The sequence below is a fragment of the Pedobacter zeaxanthinifaciens genome (assembly GCF_003313335.1).
Classification (GTDB): domain Bacteria; phylum Bacteroidota; class Bacteroidia; order Sphingobacteriales; family Sphingobacteriaceae; genus Pedobacter; species Pedobacter zeaxanthinifaciens.
Map to the genome: position 1 here is coordinate 164,856 of NZ_QMHP01000004.1, position 16,807 is coordinate 181,662.

11 protein-coding genes are annotated in these 16,807 nt (G+C 40.4%); 7 read left to right on the forward strand and 4 right to left on the reverse strand.

Translation table 11 applies throughout. The annotated features are described in order from the left end of the window. Positions 1-2,169 carry a M56 family metallopeptidase gene (locus DUT68_RS07830; RefSeq protein ID WP_113637266.1) on the forward strand — a complete coding sequence of 723 codons (2,169 nt, stop codon included), beginning with the start codon at positions 1-3 and terminating at the stop codon, positions 2,167-2,169. Here the strand turns inward: DUT68_RS07830 and DUT68_RS07835 are convergent, their stop codons facing one another. The 4 genes from DUT68_RS07835 to DUT68_RS07850 all read right to left on the reverse strand — a co-directional run bounded on the left by DUT68_RS07835 (position 2,170) and on the right by DUT68_RS07850 (position 7,047). Next, complete coding sequence (locus DUT68_RS07835; protein WP_113637586.1) at positions 2,170-4,347, reverse strand: penicillin acylase family protein; 2,178 nt, start codon at positions 4,345-4,347, stop codon at positions 2,170-2,172. Positions 4,348-4,354: 7 nt separating this feature from the next. After that, positions 4,355-5,050, reverse strand: coding sequence for a VIT1/CCC1 transporter family protein (locus tag DUT68_RS07840; RefSeq protein ID WP_113637268.1), 696 nt, complete (start codon positions 5,048-5,050; stop codon positions 4,355-4,357). 3 nt (positions 5,051-5,053) lie between these two features. Then, positions 5,054-5,821, reverse strand: coding sequence for a phosphatase PAP2 family protein (locus tag DUT68_RS07845; RefSeq protein ID WP_237088289.1), 768 nt, complete (start codon positions 5,819-5,821; stop codon positions 5,054-5,056). A 92-nt stretch (positions 5,822-5,913) separates the two neighbouring features. Then, the gene (locus DUT68_RS07850) at positions 5,914-7,047 is read right to left on the reverse strand and encodes a BamA/TamA family outer membrane protein (RefSeq protein ID WP_113637270.1); all 1,134 of its coding nucleotides are present in this window, start codon (positions 7,045-7,047) and stop codon (positions 5,914-5,916) included. A gap of 159 nt (positions 7,048-7,206) precedes the next feature. On the opposite strand from DUT68_RS07850, the gene DUT68_RS07855 reads away from it, so the two are divergent. The 6 genes from DUT68_RS07855 (at position 7,207) to DUT68_RS07880 (ending at position 16,391) form a co-directional block, all read left to right on the forward strand. Continuing rightward, a complete protein-coding gene (locus DUT68_RS07855; protein ID WP_198659552.1) occupies positions 7,207-8,928 on the forward strand; it encodes a DUF885 family protein in 1,722 nt (573 codons plus the stop codon). 1,013 nt (positions 8,929-9,941) lie between these two features. After that, the gene (locus DUT68_RS07860) at positions 9,942-10,379 is read left to right on the forward strand and encodes a MarR family winged helix-turn-helix transcriptional regulator (protein ID WP_113637272.1); all 438 of its coding nucleotides are present in this window, start codon (positions 9,942-9,944) and stop codon (positions 10,377-10,379) included. A gap of 1 nt (position 10,380) precedes the next feature. Further along, positions 10,381-12,765, forward strand: a complete 2,385-nt coding sequence (locus DUT68_RS07865) for a 3-hydroxyacyl-CoA dehydrogenase/enoyl-CoA hydratase family protein (protein WP_113637273.1) — start codon at positions 10,381-10,383, stop codon at positions 12,763-12,765. Positions 12,766-12,802: 37 nt separating this feature from the next. Next, positions 12,803-13,171 carry a four helix bundle protein gene (locus DUT68_RS07870; protein ID WP_113637275.1) on the forward strand — a complete coding sequence of 123 codons (369 nt, stop codon included), beginning with the start codon at positions 12,803-12,805 and terminating at the stop codon, positions 13,169-13,171. A gap of 20 nt (positions 13,172-13,191) precedes the next feature. Next, on the forward strand, positions 13,192-14,367 hold the full coding sequence (locus DUT68_RS07875) for an acetyl-CoA C-acyltransferase (RefSeq protein ID WP_113637277.1): 1,176 nt from the start codon (positions 13,192-13,194) through the stop codon (positions 14,365-14,367). 230 nt (positions 14,368-14,597) lie between these two features. Next, positions 14,598-16,391, forward strand: coding sequence for an acyl-CoA dehydrogenase family protein (locus DUT68_RS07880; RefSeq protein ID WP_113637592.1), 1,794 nt, complete (start codon positions 14,598-14,600; stop codon positions 16,389-16,391). Positions 16,392-16,807: the final 416 nt, after the last annotated feature.

Consider the following 16,807-nt stretch of genomic DNA (forward strand, 5'->3'; position numbering starts at 1 on the left):
ATGGATATGTTAATGTACTTGCTTAAGGTAAGCGCAGGTTTAGTGCTTTTCTTTGCTTTCTATATTTTGTTTCTGCGGAAGCTTACCTTTTTTAGGTTTAACAGGATGTATTTGTTGCTCACGCTGCTCTTGAGTTTTCTTATCCCGACATTTAATTTCACTGTTGAGAGAACCGTAATTGTGGAACAGCCCGCTTTTCAGCAAGATGAGTTTATTGTGCCCGCTGCCCAAGAGATTGCAGTCGCACCCGTAGATTCAAATGTTCAGTTAATTCCCGCACAAAGTAGCTTTAATTGGTTAACTGCGCTGCCTTACATTTACTTTACCCTAGCCATTTTTACCTTGAGTTTGGCGCTATGGCGTTTAACTGAACTGATTCGCTACACTAAACATGGCATTAAACTAGCAAATGGTTTAAGGTTAGTTGCTAAAGATAATGGCTTCACCAATTGTTCTTTCTTTAACTATGTTTTTGTTGATCAAATCAATTTGAAGCCAGCAGAACTAGAGGTATTACTAACGCATGAAAGTGTGCATGCTAACAGGCTACATTCTTTAGATAAATTATTGATGATGCTTGCAAAATCAGTATTGTGGTTTAATCCAGTGGTATACTTATGGGAACGGTCAATGGAACAGGTACATGAGTACGAAGCAGACGAGTTAACTTCGAGTACGTTTGGCACACATTCTTATGCATCTCTATTACTCCACTTGGCGGTAGAAAATAAGGCTCAATCTGCATTGGTCCATAATTTCGTTAAAAGCCCAATTAAAGATCGTATTAAAATGCTATTCAATTTAAAATCAAATAATATGAAGAAAGTAATTTACTTGCTGGTACTTCCAGTAGTTTTGGTGTTAGTTTTGGGCTTCACAGTTAATGTGGTTGAAATACCTGCAGTATCAAAAGATAATAATGATCCTGTTATCGGTCAAAAATTGGAAGGTGTGGTTGATAGCATTACTGTGAAATCAAAGTTTGCAGAGCTTATTCATTTTAAAGCTAATGGACAAACTTTCATTATCGAGAAGTTTCCGTTCATTAAAGTCAATAGGGGGGATAAGTTAATCATCGTTATCAATGGTAAAAGAAATACAATTAAGTTTAAGGATGATAAGAACTTGATTTTTGAAACGCCAATGTACACCATGTCGCAAGCGTATAATGCCAAAGGTGATTCATTAATTATGAGACCTAAAGTGGAAAAACATGCGTTTTTGTATGAAGGTAATAAAGCACGATATGCAATTAGTAAAATCAGTAAAATAGAAAAAAATAGTAGCGGCTACGTAAACAAGATTTATTTAAACGACGGTACTTTCACGCTTATCTTCAATATCAGCGAGCTAAAAACTAAAGCGGCTAATTTTAAAATTGGCGATGAAGCTGAGGTAAAATTTATTGGAGAAAAACTGATTTCAAATCATACCTATTTAAGCAGCAAACTTATTGCGATGTACAGTGTTCCAAAAAATCATGAGTTGATTAATAAGAACTTATACAGTCGCTTTTATTCAAGTGAAGGTTTTCAAAAAGAAAATGGTAAAGATTTTGAACCTAAGATTGATCAATTAGCTTCGAAAGTGCGCATCGTTTCCTTTGCAAAAAAGAAATTGTTCCCTAAAAGAGGCATTACTGATTTGGAGGATGCAGTAATTATGGTTAACGGTGTGAAAATGGAGGCAAAGTCAATCAGGTTGTTTAAAGAGGGAGGAATTAGTGCAACGGATGCAGCTGTATATCTGCCAGATGGCAATACAAAAAAATATAGGCTGCTGATGTATAATACTTCCCAAAACACGTTTAGTGGTTACGAATACGCAGTGGCAAAAGAAAGAAAATTGGAAAGTGCGATATGCGGTCCCGGCCATGAGGGGAAATTGGAACTTAGCCCAGAAATACTGACATATAAAATTCCATATTATGCTCTAGATTCCGTGAAAGTCAATAAAATACTTAATAACGTGTTACTTAGTGGCAAGGCTAAGATTAAGCTAGAAAAATATGACATGCAAGGCAAAGTAATATTTCTTGACCACACTAATAATTTAGTAACTGTTTACTACGGCACTTTGAAGGAAGCAGATAAGTTCAAAATCGACGCTGAAGTGATTGAGGTAGATTTGGCAAACAAGACTTACAAAACCAAAAATTATTTAAAGTAGCTACAACTCTCCAGCTTTGTATTTTCGCTCCACATTATTGAGTACATCTTCTTTATAAAATAGCACATCTTTAAATTGTCCTTTGCTGTACATTTCAGCTTGGTCGTTAAAATGTTTAGAATTTGGGTCGCCACTATTTCCGCCAGCTAAAATTGATTTGGCTCTGATTTTCGGCCCAAATTCTACAACACAAACAAAGCTGTTACCACTGTAACCATATCGTTTGTTGGTGCCAAACTGGTTGCTCCTAAAAGATGGCAGCTGTCCCCAAAGTGCGGATCCATAAGGGACAGGAAAGCTTGGCAAAGCATCGTCATATTTTTCGTTGATGGCGCCAGTTAAGCGTTGAAACCTATTGATGTCTCCCCAAGGCATTTGCCATTTGCCGAAGCGTTTGGTTAAATCATCAATGGTTGTTTTTAACGGTTGTAGTAGCGTTTCAGCCTTAGCAGTTTTAGCAAATTCAATAGTTTGGGTTACCTGGTCTTTTTGTCCCTGATCAATATAAACAGTTTGTATTGCTCTGCTTAAACGGGGAGCCCACTCCATTGCTAAAGTAGTGGCAACGGAGTTGGTTGCCGCATGGTAGTTCCACTGTTTTAGTTCAGTTATTGGCGCTTTCAATTCAGTTTTAAGCACGTTATCTGCCGGAAGTTGATCATAAGCTTTAACCAAAGCAGGAACTAAAATTTCAAAAGCGGGCAAATAAGTATCGTAGCCTAAGGTAACCACGTCATCCAAGTCGTATTTGTTTGGCCTGTTGAGTAATCTTAATGCAGCAACGCCTCTAAAATTTTCACCATCGGGAGCCATGTACGCTGGGTAGCTACTTTTTTTAGGACTATTTGCACCAGCTGCGGTAAATGGGGTCGAATTGCAGTTTTGTAGCCAACCATTGGAAGGATTGTAGATGTGAATACTTTCGCTCACTATGTGTAAGCCTTGCCAAGCTGTAGCCGAGGTAGTTGCATCTACAGGTAAACTCCAGTTATATGCAGTGTCTCTTTTTGGGATAAAGTTACCATGCCAGTAGGCGATATTTCCTTTTGCATCAGCATAAATAGTGTTATTTGACGCATTGGCCATCAAATCCATTGCGCTTTGGTAATCTTCAAAACTTTTAGATTTAGTGCGTATCCAACTTTGAAGTAAACTTTTCGGATTTTGGTTTTGATGCTTTAAACTAATCCATTTGCCATCTCTATTGGCCATCACCGGGCCGTTATGCGTATAAAAGGTATCAAAAACTTTAGTCTTTAAAGTGCCGTTCTGCAAATACTTAATCTCTATTTTCCTTTTACCAATGGGATAAAGTTTCTTGTCGTAAGTGTAGTAATAGGTGTCTTTAAATCGGGTGATTTTTTCCGCATAGGCATCGGCTACATCTACATTGTTGGAGGTATGCATCCATCCACAAAATTCATTAAAACCTTGATAAATAAAGAACTGTCCCCAGGTAACAGCACCGTAAGTGTTCAGTCCTTCATTACTTTGCATGTGTATTTCGGGCCGGAAATAAAACGTAGTATGTGGATTGATGTACAGCATTGCATTGCCGCTTTTACTCATTTTTGGCGCAAAGGCAAATCCATTTGAACCACTAAACTGGTCTTTCAGTGGCGGAATATAGCCTGTTGGCAAATGTTCATTGGCGTAAAAACTTTTAAGTTCGGATAAAGTTAAATCGGCAGTGCTGATAGCGCCAATACTTCCATCGGTCCACAAAAACGGATACCAAGGTTTAAATTTAGTAAGCAGCTGCGGCTTTACTTTTGGATTTTTATACAGATAAAAATTGATGCCATCTGCATAGGCGTCTAATATCTTTTTGAACTGTGGATCCGCATTTTTATAGTCGTTAATTGCTTGTACGCTATCAATCAATAACCTAATCTGCAGGTCGTTGTACAAGCTTTTTTCACCGTCAATTTCCGAGAGGCGCCCTAGTTTTTCGATGTAATTTAGCTCAATGCGTTTAAAATCATCTTCACATTGAGCGTACAACATTCCAAAAACGGCATCTGCATCGGTTTGTCCATACACGTGAGCTATGCCCCATTTATCTCTAATAATTTCGATACGTTGCGCCTGTTTTACCCAATCGCCAATTTCCTTTGAACTGGGCTGCTGCGCAAACAATTGCAAGGGTAGTAATAGCAATAATAGTAGTTTCTTCATTAATAAATTAGCTAACATTAACGCCAAACAAATGGCCTACTGCGGCTGTAACGGCCATAGCTACCGTTCCCCAAAAGCATATCCGGGCAATAGCTACTGAAATTTTTGCTCCTCCTGCTTGGGCAGCAACAGCGCCAAGAATTGTCAAAAAGATAATCGCAAATCCGTATTGGAAATAAATCATCTGTTTTACTGGCGCAAGCAAAGCCACTAAAAAAGGCAGTAATGCACCAGCAGCAAAAGAGGCAAAGGAGGCCATAGAAGCTTGAAACGGTTTAGCTGCAGTGATTTCATTAATACCCAATTCATCCCTGGCATGTGCTTCCAGTGCATTGTGGTCTGTCAGCTGTTTCGCAACCTCTAAAGCCAGTTCAGGGGTAAGCCCTCTTGTCTCATAAATTTTTGCCAGCTCAATCAATTCTTCTTCAGGCATAGTGGCTAGCTCTTTCTTTTCTCTTTCTAAATCGTGGTTTTCGGTGTCTGCCTGCGAACTCACGGATACATATTCGCCCGCGGCCATTGACAGAGCGCCTGAAACCAAACCGGCCAAGGCAGCTAGCAAAATAGTATTTCTATCCGTACTGGCTGCAGCAACACCAATGGCTATACTGGTGGTAGATAAAATGCCGTCGTTTGCTCCTAAAACAGATGCCCTAAGCCACCCTACGCGGTTAACAAAATGCTTTTCGAATTGTTGTGCCATAACCTAAAAAGTTTTGATGAGATTTAAACCATAAATTTTACTTTGGTAGCTGGGATATAACTGCAAATTATTGATATTTTGGCGAGTTAGCAATTTTTTGATGTGCGGAAATAGCCAATACGCAGCTTCGGTAGATAAGATGCCAAAACCTGCGCCAGCAACTACATCACCAACCCAATGCCGGTCATTAAGTGTGCGATAAACTCCCGTAAAAATGGCAAATGGGTAACCGGATAAACTGAGCCAAAAATTCTCCTCCTGATATTCCCTAAACATAAATTGCGCAGAAGCAAATGCAGTGGTGGTATGTCCAGAGGGAAAAGATTGGTTGTTAGAATTGTCTGGTCTTACCTCATGGATGCTCCTTTTTAACGGTACAACCACGGCAGCAGCTAATAGGGTAGAGGTGGCGTAAATAATAGTTCTATCGGTAAAGTTGTGTTTTCCTTTAATTCCGAAAGCATTTAAGCCATAAACTGCGGCGGCCGGTACGTACTGTGTAAAATTATCTAAGGTGAAATTTTCAGGCTGGTGCTCGTTAATTTCGTATCTGGTTGAACTGTTGAGTTCCTTTAAAGGTTCGTAGGTTAAACTTAAAGTGCCATAGCCCAATAAAACGGCAGGCACAATTAGCTTTTTTGGTTTAAAACGGTATACGTCGTTTTTATGCTCAATTTTATTGCTATCGGCAGGCAGCGACGAAGTTGCTTGGGCAAACAATAAGCTTCGGCAAGCTAGTAATACAGCTAAAACAAGGAATTTTCTAATCACATATTAAAGATAGCGGTTTTATACCCAGCTACAACATCAATCGACTATTTGAAAACATTATAAGTTGTAACCAAATTACTGATGAAAGTAGGTTAGAACGCTTCTGCAAAACTGATATAAAAACCACTCTGACGCTCTTCATTCGGTCTTTTTTCTCCTACTCCATAATCTAATCGTATGCTCAACCCTTTTTCAGGGTCAAAGAAATATCGGCCACCAATGCCATAATTGGGCTTTAGGTTTTTTAAGTTAGCGCTGCTGTTAGCAAAAACTTTTCCGCCGCCGCCAAATACTACTAAGCCCAAACGTTCCATAAATCGGTACCGGATTTCGGCTTGGGCTGCAACTAAATTTTCATCGCGGTAGCGCCCACCGTAATAGCCTCTCATGATTTCATCATTACCCAATTGAGGTAGCATGTAAAATGAGGTGTTGCCCTTGCCTTGTACAGTGTAATAAATGCCTTGCACACCTAGTACAATCTTTTTATTGAGGCTCCAAAAATTACGTACATTAAGTTTAATCTGACTGCCAGTAAAGTTCTCTCGGCCAAAAAAATCAGGTGCATATTGGTAACTGATCCTTCCAAAAAAGCCTTTTGTGGGGTAGTTGTTGGAGTTGCGGGTGTCATAGCTTTGCGATATGCCCAAAAACAAAACGCTGCCACCGTCCTTGTCATAAACCAAAGGGTCGGTGCTGTAAATGCCACCAGTTTCTTTGTCGGTAAAGCGATGGTTTTCAAAACCTACCGAAATACCGGTATATGTATTCTTTGCGATAGCTTTTTCGGCATCAAAAAGTACCTTGGTCATTTGTTGTACTAACTTGTCTTTGTCTGCCTCAATGGTTCCATTACCAATCCCGTAAAAGTTAAAAGGCATATCCTTAAACCTAACTTCTCCTATAAAATGAAGTCCGTTTTTTTTAGTCCATGCATCACCTCGAAGTGTAACATTATAGGTGCCTGTGGTAGAATAGGATGCGGCTCCGAAGAAATTGGAACTCCGGTTTGTTACATCGTGTTTGTCTACATAAAAAGAGTAAATGCTTCCTAACCCAAATTCGAAGCCAGTTTCTTGTGCGTAACCAAAAACCGGAATAGGCATAAAACTCGCCCTGCGTGTAGTGTCTTTTTCGTTTGAAAAAATTCTTTTGATGAATTTGAGTTGCGCAAAACTAGTGCTGACCAAACAGATTCCCAGTATAAGTAAAACGAGTTTTTTCATTATCTGCAAAGTAAATAAAATTAAATGAGAAGATTAAAATTGTAGAGCTCACAACAAGGTTTCCGCAAAGGCAAAAATGCTGAGCAACCCCGTTGTGTAAAGCTACTTTTACTTACTTGCATGATGTAAATTGCTATATTGTGATTCCAATTTTTTGTTATGAGAAAGATATTTTTCCTATTGCTTTTTTGCGGCTTTGGTTTGGTTTTGAAAGCACAAGTGGCTACAATAAGCAGTGAAGCCAGCTTGCTACAGCCGTATATTAACAGGTATCAGGCAGATAAAAGTATGTTTGCCAGAAAGTACATCATTAAAAGCGCCGATGAGTATTTTTTGAGAATGCAGCGATTTTATACCGATTGGCTAGCACAACTTAAAGCAGTTCCTTTTGCCAAACTTAGTACAAATGAACGTGTAGATTACCTGCTTTTGAAAAGAGATATCAGTGCTGATCAACGAAACTTGGAAATTTCAAAAAAGGAATTTGATGCAAATAAATACTTGCTTCCCTTTACCTCGGTTATTATAGATTTTGAACAAAAAAGAAGAGTTGGAAAACAGCAAGACGGAGCACTAGCAGCGAGTAATTTTGAAAAACTGATTGAAGAAATTAATGCTGCTTCCAAAGCGATAGATAACGGGAAATTGAAAATAAGCTTTACCCAGGCAACTTGGGCCAAGGAAACTATAGATCAGTATGCGATGGCTTTTTCTGAGTCCTTTAAATTTTATGACGGCTATGACCCGCAGTTTACCAAAGCTACAAAAACGATGTACCCTAAAGTACTAGATGCGGTTAAGCAATATAAATTGAGTTTGGAAAAGGTACTGAAACAAGCACCGCCAGCTGATGATGGGAGTGGAATTGTGGGCAAACCAATTGGAAAAGCAGCTTTTATAAATAGTTTGAAAGATGAAATGATTGCCTACACTCCTGAGCAAATTGCGGCAATTGCGCAAAAGGAATTTGCTTGGTGTGATGCAGAAATGGCGAAGGCTACTCGGGAAATGGGGTTCGGTAACGATTGGAAAGCTGCCTTGGAGAAGGTTAAAAATGCTTATCCGCCACTGGGGAAACAACCAGAATTGGTTTATGAATTGGCTAACGAAGCGATTGATTTTGTAGAACGACAAAAACTAATTGCAGTTCCAGCATTGGCTAAAGAAGGTTGGCGCATGCGGATGTTAACGCCACAAGAGCAGCGTTTTGCACCTTTCTTTTTGGGAGGAGAATCCGTATTGATTGCCTACCCCACCGAAGACATGAGTGATGAAGAGAAGATGATGACCTTAAGGGGCAATAACCGACATTTCTCCCGAGCGGTGGTTTTTCACGAGCTGATTCCGGGGCATAACCTTCAATTTTTTATGCAGAACAGATACAAGCCTTACCGTAAAGTGTTCAGCACGCCATTTTGGTCTGAAGGATGGTCGTTATATTGGGAGATGCTGCTGTGGGACAATAATTTTGCTAAAACACCCGAAGATAAAATAGGCATGTTGTTTTGGCGCATGCACCGTTGTGCCCGTATTATTTTCTCTACCAAGTATCATTTGGGCGAATGGACTCCTAAACAATGTATTGACTTTTTGGTGCAACGGGTAGGTTTTGAGCGTGCCAATGCCGAAGCTGAAGTGCGTAGATCATTTACCGGCAGTTATGGCCCGTTGTATCAAATTGCTTATATGTTAGGTGGACTACAATTTAGAGCCTTGCATAAAGAATTGGTACAAAGTGGCAAAATGTCGAACATCAATTTCCACGACCGTATTTTAAAGGAAAATTGCATGCCAGTAGAAATGGTAAGGGCTTTGCTACTAAACCAAACACTTACTGAAAATTACAGTGCTAACTGGAAGTTTGCAGGTGATGTAAAGTAACGAGCCATTACCCTCTCTCCCGATAAATCGGGATCTCTGCCGTGGGGAGAGAATAGCGAGATGTATAGAAGGCTCTAAGATTCGATATTGAGCGTAGTCAGTTGTTCGAACGATTTTTTCTTTAGTTGGTTAGCACCCTCTCTCCCGATAAATCGGGATCTCTCCCGTGGGGAGAGAATAGCGAGATGTATAGACGACTTTAAGCTTCGATATTGAGGGTGGTCGGTTGTTCGAACGATTTTTTCTTTAGTTGGTTAATACCCTCTCTCCCGATAAATCGAGATCTCTGCCGTTGGGGAGAATAGCGAGATGTATAGACGGTTTTAAGATTCGATAGTGAGGGTGGTCGGTTGTTTGAACGATTTTTTCTTTAGTTGGTTAATACCCTCTCTTCCGATAAATCGGGATCTCTCCCGCGGGGAGAGAATAGCGAGATGTATAGACGACTTTAAGCTGCGATATTGAGGGTGGTCGGTTGTTCGAACGATTTTTTCTTTAGTTGGTTAACACCCTCTCTCCCGATAAATCGGGATCTCTCCCGTAGGGAGAGAGTAGCGTGATGTATAGACGGCTTTAAGATTCGATATTGAGGGTGGTCGGTTGTTCGAATGATTTTTTCTTTAGTTAGTTCCCTCTCTCCCGATAAATCGGGATCTCTCCCGTGGGGAGAGAACTTATAAAGTTACTTAGGCCTCATGCTACTCTCTCCCTCCGGGAGAGATGCCCTTTAGGGCAGAGAGGGTGTAAAAAAAACAAAAGAACTACCTCAACTGCCAACTAAACCGGATGGTAGTGAAAAGCCCGCAAGCGAGAGCAACGAGTGCGGACTTGTAACGTACAGCCGGACTTTCAGCTAATAGCTCCACTACTATTGCTTTTCAAAAAAACTAAAGCGCTGATTTAGTAAGCAACAAAGAAATAGTGGCCAGTAAAAAAATCTCAAATAAAAATTAATATTCTGCTTGCATAGTAAAAATCAATTGTATAAATTTGTTATGCAAGCATAGTAATTAATGAAACAAAAAGAAACGGTAGATTATTTTTTGAAAGTGGTTTGGCAAAATGTTTCCAACACTTACAATCAAATTGCGTCAGGCTTTGGTATTACACAAGCTATAGGTTATGTGCTAATCAATATTGAAGCTGATGGCACGGCGGTTTCGGCCCTGGCCGCACTGTTGGGTGTTAAGGCTACGAGTTTGTCGCGGATGCTAAACAATATGGAGGAAACGGGGTTGATTTATAGAGAAACCTCGGAGGGCGACAAACGTTCCGTTAAGGTGTTTTTAACGCCATTTGGGGTAGAAAAAAGAAAGCAAGCTAGGGATGTTGTGATTTCGTTTAACGAATACCTTAATACTAAATTAAGTGTGAGGGAAAAAGAACAGCTGATAGCCACTTTAGAAAAAATTAACCAGTTAACCTTGGCTTATGCGCCATCAAAAAAATAGTATGAACAGAAGCATTAAGAAAGTAGCGGTTTTAGGTTCGGGCATTATGGGTTCACGTATTGCCTGTCATTTTGCCAATATTGGGGTTGAAGTACTGTTGTTGGATATTGCAGCAAAGGCGCCTGAAGGCACTGAGCAAAAGCATGATAAGAATAAAATTGTAAATGATGCACTGCAAGCTGCGGTGAAAAGCAATCCTTCTCCTGTATATTCGAAAACGGTGGTACAAAAAATTAGCACCGGAAATTTTGAGGATGATATGTCGAAAATTGCCACCTGTGATTGGATAATTGAGGTGGTAGTGGAGAATTTGGATATCAAGAAAAAAGTTTTTGAGCAGGTAGAGCAGTTTCGTAAGCCGGGTACTTTAATTACATCTAATACTTCGGGCATTCCCATCCATTTAATGGCAGAGGGACGCAGCGAAGATTTTAAAGCGAATTTTTGCGGAACGCACTTTTTTAATCCGCCACGCTATTTAAGGTTGCTGGAAATTATCCCTACGCCACACACCAAGCCAGATATAGTTGATTTTTTAATGCACTATGGTGATAAGTTTTTGGGAAAAACTACCGTGTTGTGTAAAGATACACCGGCTTTTATTGCCAATAGGGTTGGGGTTTATTCCATCATGGCCTTGCTGCATTCGGTTGAAAAGCTGGATTTAACGGTTGAGGAGGTGGATAAGTTTACCGGGCCAGCTTTGGGTAGGCCAAAATCGGCTACTTTCCGTACGTCGGATGTGGTGGGTTTAGATACGATGATTAAAGTAGCGAAGGGGCTGTACGATAATGTGCCGAATGATAAAGCGCATGACTTGTTCAAATTGCCTGCTTACGTTGAAAAAATGGCGGAGAACAACTGGTTAGGCGATAAAACTAAACAAGGTTTCTACAAAAAAATTAAAAATGCAGAAGGTAAAAGCGAAATTTTAGCGCTTGACCTGAAAACATTGGAATATCAACCTCAGCAAAAAGTAAAATCGGCAACGCTTGAAATGACGAAGAGCATTGAAAAGGTGGCCGATAGAATGAAAGTTTTTGCTGCAGGTAAAGATAAAGCTGGCGAATTGTTCCGCACTTCTTTCTTCGGGCTGTTTGAGTACGTATCAGATCGCATTCCTGAAATTGCCGATGAACTTTATAAGATAGACGATGCCATGCGTGCTGGCTTTGCTTGGGAACTTGGTCCTTTCGAAGTATGGGATGCTGTTGGCGTAGCCGATGCAATTGAGGGAATGCAAAAGTATGGCAACGAACCAGCAGCTTGGGTAACTGAAATGCTATCGGCAGGACATACATCCTTTTATAAAGTTGAAAACGGCATTAAGAAGTATTACGATATTCCATCAAAAAGCTATAAAGAAATTCCTGGCACAGCCGATTTCATTGTGCTAGAAAACTTAAAATCTAGCGGAAAGGTGCTGTATAAAAATGCTGGTGCATCTATTATTGATTTAGGCGATGGTATTTTGAATGTGGAATTCCACTCGAAGATGAATACCATTGGTGGTGATACGCTAACGGCAATCAATAAAGCGATTGACATGGCAGAGAAAGATTACCGTGGCGTGGTGATTGGTAATGATGGCGCTAATTTTTCGGCTGGAGCTAACGTGGGCATGATTTTTATGATGGCCGTGGAGCAGGAGTGGGACGAGTTGAATATGGCTGTGAAGATGTTCCAAAATACTTCAATGCGTATCCGTTACTCCTCTGTACCGGTGGTGGTTGCTCCACATAATTTAACACTGGGCGGTGGTTGCGAGTTTAGTTTACATGCTGATCACGTACAGCTTAGCGCTGAAACTTACATGGGCTTAGTGGAGTTTGGCGTTGGTGTTATCCCAGGCGGTGGTGGTACTAAGGAGTTTGCATTAAGAGCTGCTGATGAATACAAGGATGATCAGATTGTTCAAAACACGCTGAAAGATCGGTTTTTGACTATCGGTATGGCAAAGGTTTCAACTTCGGCAGTGGAGGCATTTGAGTTGGGTTATCTGCAGAAAGATAAGTACTCAATTAGCATGAACCGTAGTCGTTTAATTGCTGATGCAAAGGCTAAAGCTATTGAATTGGCCGAAGCTGGTTACACTAAACCAGTACAGCGCAAAAATATCAGGGTATTGGGCAAGCAAGGTTTGGGTATTGTTTACGCAGGTGCAAATAGCATGTACGCCGGAAATTATATTTCGGAACATGATAAAAAAATCTCAGAGAAATTGGGTTGGGTAATGTGCGGCGGCGATTTGTCGGCGCCAACGGAAGTTACAGAACAGTATTTATTGGATTTGGAGCGTGAGGCATTTTTATCGCTATGCGGAGAAAGAAAAACTTTAGAGCGCATACAAAGCATTGTGACTAAAGGGAAGCCGTTGAGGAATTAAGGGGGAGTATTTAGATGTTAGTATTTAGTATTTAGAAATGCATAAGTACAAAGAATTGAAAGTTTGGCAGAAAGCAATTGAGTTGGTTACTGATATTTACAGAACTACGGCTAAATTTCCAGATAAAGAAAGATTTGGGCTAGTTAGTCAGATTAACAGAGCAGCAGTTTCAATTCCATCTAACATTGCAGAAGGTGCAGGTAGAAATTCAGATAAGGAGTTTTTATATTTTTTGTCCGTTGCCCATGCTTCATCCTACGAAACCGAAACACAATTAATTATATCGCATAATTTAAATTATTTATTAGCAGAAGAGTTAGATGTATTGACAGATAAAATAAACGAGTGGCAGAAAATGAGTTACTCATTTCAGTCTAAACTAAGGTCTCTAAATACTAAAATCTAACTACTAAATACTAAAGAAAAATGGAAGCATACATAATAGCAGGATTAAGAACAGCTGTAGGAAAAGCGCCTCGCGGCGTATTTCGTTTTACGAGAGCTGATGATTTAGCCGCCGATGTAATTAAGCAATTGGTGGCATCGGTTCCTAATTTGGATAAGGAGCAAATTGACGATGTAATTGTTGGAAATGCTACCCCGGAGGCGGAGCAAGGCCTAAATGTTGGTCGTATGATTAGCTTAATGGGCTTGGATACCGATAAAGTGCCTGGGGTTACTGTAAACAGGTACTGCGCATCAGGCTTGGAAACCATTGCCACAGCGGTAGCTAAAATTAAAGCTGGCATGGCCGATTGTATTATTGCAGGTGGAGTGGAGGTGATGTCGGGGATGCCTTTTGGTGGGTGGAAGTTAGTACCAAATCCAGAGGTGGCAAAGAACAATCCTGATTGGTATTGGGGCATGGGCTTAACTGCTGAAGCGGTGGCGAAGGAGTATCAAGTAAGTAGGGAAGATCAGGATGAATTTGCGTTTCAATCGCACATGAAAGCTATTGAGGCTATTAAAAATGGTCATTTGAAAGCTGGCGTAGCGCCAATTACTGTTAACGAAACTTATTTGGATGAGCAGCTGAAGAAGAAAACAAAATCATATGTGGTAGATACGGACGAGGGCCCAAGAGCTGATACCACTTTGGAGCGTTTAGCGAAATTGAAGCCTGTTTTTGCAGCAAACGGTTGCATTACTGCGGGGAATTCTTCCCAAACTTCTGATGGTGCGGCCTTTGTTCTAGTGGTTTCGGAGAAGAAAATGAAAGAGTTAGGGGTGGAGCCTATTGCCCGTATGGTGAGCTACGGCGTGGCTGGCGTACCTCCACGTATTATGGGAATTGGCCCAATTGAGGCGATTCCAAAAGCTTTGAAGATGGCAGGAATGGAGCAAAATCAAATCGACCTCATTGAGTTGAATGAGGCTTTCGCTTCTCAATCTTTAGCTATCATCAGGACGTTAGGTTTAGATCAGAGCAAGATTAATGTGAATGGTGGTGCAATTGCTTTAGGACATCCACTAGGTTGTACAGGTGCTAAACTATCAGTGCAGCTCTTTAATGAAGCTAAACGTAGAAATAGCAAATATGGCATGGTAACGATGTGCGTAGGTACTGGTCAGGGCGCCGCAGGGATTTTTGAGGTGTTTTAGGTATTTAGATGTTAGTATTTAGTATTTAGAAATGAATCACTGCAAGCAATTGATGCGTGGTTAACAAACATCGTCATTGCGAGGTACGAAGCAATCTTACAACTTATAACAACATTTTAGGATTGCTTTGTGCCTCGCAATGACGACAATAAATGATATTTAAAATAAAAAATTTCGGTCAAGGCGCTTGGTCTTTATTCCCAGCTCCTTTAGCCATAATCCAAAGTAAAATGGAAACAACAGACAAAAAAGCTATCAAAGGCGGAGAATTCTTAATTAAGGAAACCTCCTATCACGATGTATTTATTCCGGAAGAATTTGATGAAGAGCAGCAAATGATTGCGCAAACTTGTCGCGATTTTTTAGCAGCTGAAGTTTATCCTAATTTAGAAAAACTAGATAGCCACGAAGACCCGGAGCTAATGCCTAACCTTTTAACCAAAGCTGGAGAATTGGGGATATTAGGTGTTTCTGTTCCAGAGGAGTACGGTGGCTTCGGTAAAAACTTCAACACCTCAATGCTAGTGGCCGATGTAGTTGGAGCGGGGCATTCGTTTGCAGTGGCTTTATCAGCACATACTGGTATTGGAACGTTGCCAATTTTATACTACGGTAACGAAGAACAAAAAGCAAAGTACATCCCAAAATTAGGTACAGGTGAATGGAAAGCGGCATATTGCTTAACCGAACCAAATTCAGGCTCTGATGCCAACTCAGGCAAAACTAAAGCTAAGTTGAGCGAGGATGGTAAGCACTACATCATCAACGGGCAAAAAATGTGGATTACCAATGGTGGATTTGCAGATATCTTTATCGTTTTTGCAAAGATTGATGATGATGAAAACCTAACTGCATTTATTGTAGAACGCGATTTTGGTGGTATTACTATGAACCCAGAAGAGCATAAAATGGGAATCAAGGGTTCGTCAACACGTCAAATATTCTTCAACGACTGCCTAGTTCCGGTTGAAAACATGCTTAGCGATCGTCAGAACGGGTTTAAAATTGCAGTTAACATTCTGAATATTGGTCGTATCAAGCTTTCTGCGGCAGCAATTGGTGCATCTAAAGCAACCATTAACACCGCGGTAAATTATGCTAACGAACGTCAGCAGTTTGGTAGGTCAATCTCAAAATATGGTGCTATACGTTACAAAATAGCAGAAATGGCATCAAAAGTTTATGCAGTTGATGCGGCTAACTACCGTGCTGGGCAAAACATTGACGATACTTACGATGCACTAGTTGCCGATGGAATGGAGCCTGCAAAAGCAAAGCTAAAATCCGTTGAGCAGTTTGCAGTAGAGTGCGCTATTTTGAAAGTTTGGGGTTCAGAAGCGTTAGACTATGTAGTTGACGAAGGCGTGCAAATTTATGGCGGCATGGGCTTTAGTGCAGATGCACCAATGGACAGGGCCTATCGCGATGCTCGTATCAACCGTATTTTTGAGGGTACAAATGAAATTAACCGCTTGCTAACGGTGGATATGATGTTGAAACGTGCCATGAAAGGAGAACTAGACTTAATGACACCAGCTACAGCAGTAGCAAATGAATTGATGTCTATTCCAGATTTTGGTGAAGAAGACGATACCCTATTTGCTGCGGAGAAAAAAATATTACAAAATCTTAAAAAGGCAACGCTGATGGTTGCGGGTGCAGCAGTTCAGAAATTGATGATGAGCTTAAGCAAAGAGCAAGAGATTTTGATGAATATTGCCGATATGGCAAGTTATGTATACGTTGCCGAATCAGCTTTGTTGCGTACTGAAAAGTTGGTGAGCATGAGGGGAGAAGAGGCCTGCAAAGGCCAATTAGATTTGACACGCATTTATTTTGTGGAAGCAGTAGATGGTGTGGCAAAGGCAGGTAAAGAGGCGCTTTGGGCTTTTGGTGAGGGAGATGAATTACGCATGATGCTGGTGGGATTACGCAGGTTTACGAAAATGGAACCTTTCAATGTAAAGCAAGCCCGTCAGAACGTGGCAGCACAAATTATTGACGCTAATAAATATATATTCTAGGGGTTAGCAGCTAGGTATTAGGGAGTTAGTATTAAGGTTTGAATTGTGAATTTTCAGACTTTAGGTATTAGTGGCTAGGTATTAGGCGTTAGTGTTAAGGTTTAAGGCTTGAATAGTTATTGATTCGAGCTTTAAACCTTTTTTATTGGAAATCGGGCATAAATTGGACACTCAAGTTAGTAAAGATTTTTTTGCTAAAAATCCGAGTTCGACTATTAGTCCATTAATGATTAGTTTTTAAAACCGATACTGATCCCGAACATTCGGGACAATATGACGAAACGCCAATTTGCCGTCACCCTGAATTTATTTCAGGGTCAGCTAGCTAGGAAGTATCGTAAATCAAATAAGCAATAATCCAACTCAGGATAAACAATAAAGTTGAAAAGCATTTCGACCTAATCCCTAACCCCTAA

Excerpts from the sequence above, each read along its gene's own strand:
- DUT68_RS07830 (WP_113637266.1), top strand. The coding sequence starts at position 1 with ATGGATATGTTAATGTACTTGCTTAAGGTAAGCGCAGGTTTAGTGCTT.
- DUT68_RS07835 (WP_113637586.1), bottom strand. The coding sequence starts at position 4,347 with ATGAAGAAACTACTATTATTGCTATTACTACCCTTGCAATTGTTTGCG.
- DUT68_RS07840 (WP_113637268.1), bottom strand. The coding sequence starts at position 5,050 with ATGGCACAACAATTCGAAAAGCATTTTGTTAACCGCGTAGGGTGGCTT.
- DUT68_RS07850 (WP_113637270.1), bottom strand. The coding sequence starts at position 7,047 with ATGAAAAAACTCGTTTTACTTATACTGGGAATCTGTTTGGTCAGCACT.
- DUT68_RS07855 (WP_198659552.1), top strand. The coding sequence starts at position 7,207 with ATGAGAAAGATATTTTTCCTATTGCTTTTTTGCGGCTTTGGTTTGGTT.
- DUT68_RS07860 (WP_113637272.1), top strand. The coding sequence starts at position 9,942 with ATGAAACAAAAAGAAACGGTAGATTATTTTTTGAAAGTGGTTTGGCAA.
- DUT68_RS07865 (WP_113637273.1), top strand. The coding sequence starts at position 10,381 with ATGAACAGAAGCATTAAGAAAGTAGCGGTTTTAGGTTCGGGCATTATG.
- DUT68_RS07870 (WP_113637275.1), top strand. The coding sequence starts at position 12,803 with ATGCATAAGTACAAAGAATTGAAAGTTTGGCAGAAAGCAATTGAGTTG.
- DUT68_RS07875 (WP_113637277.1), top strand. The coding sequence starts at position 13,192 with ATGGAAGCATACATAATAGCAGGATTAAGAACAGCTGTAGGAAAAGCG.
- DUT68_RS07880 (WP_113637592.1), top strand. The coding sequence starts at position 14,598 with ATGGAAACAACAGACAAAAAAGCTATCAAAGGCGGAGAATTCTTAATT.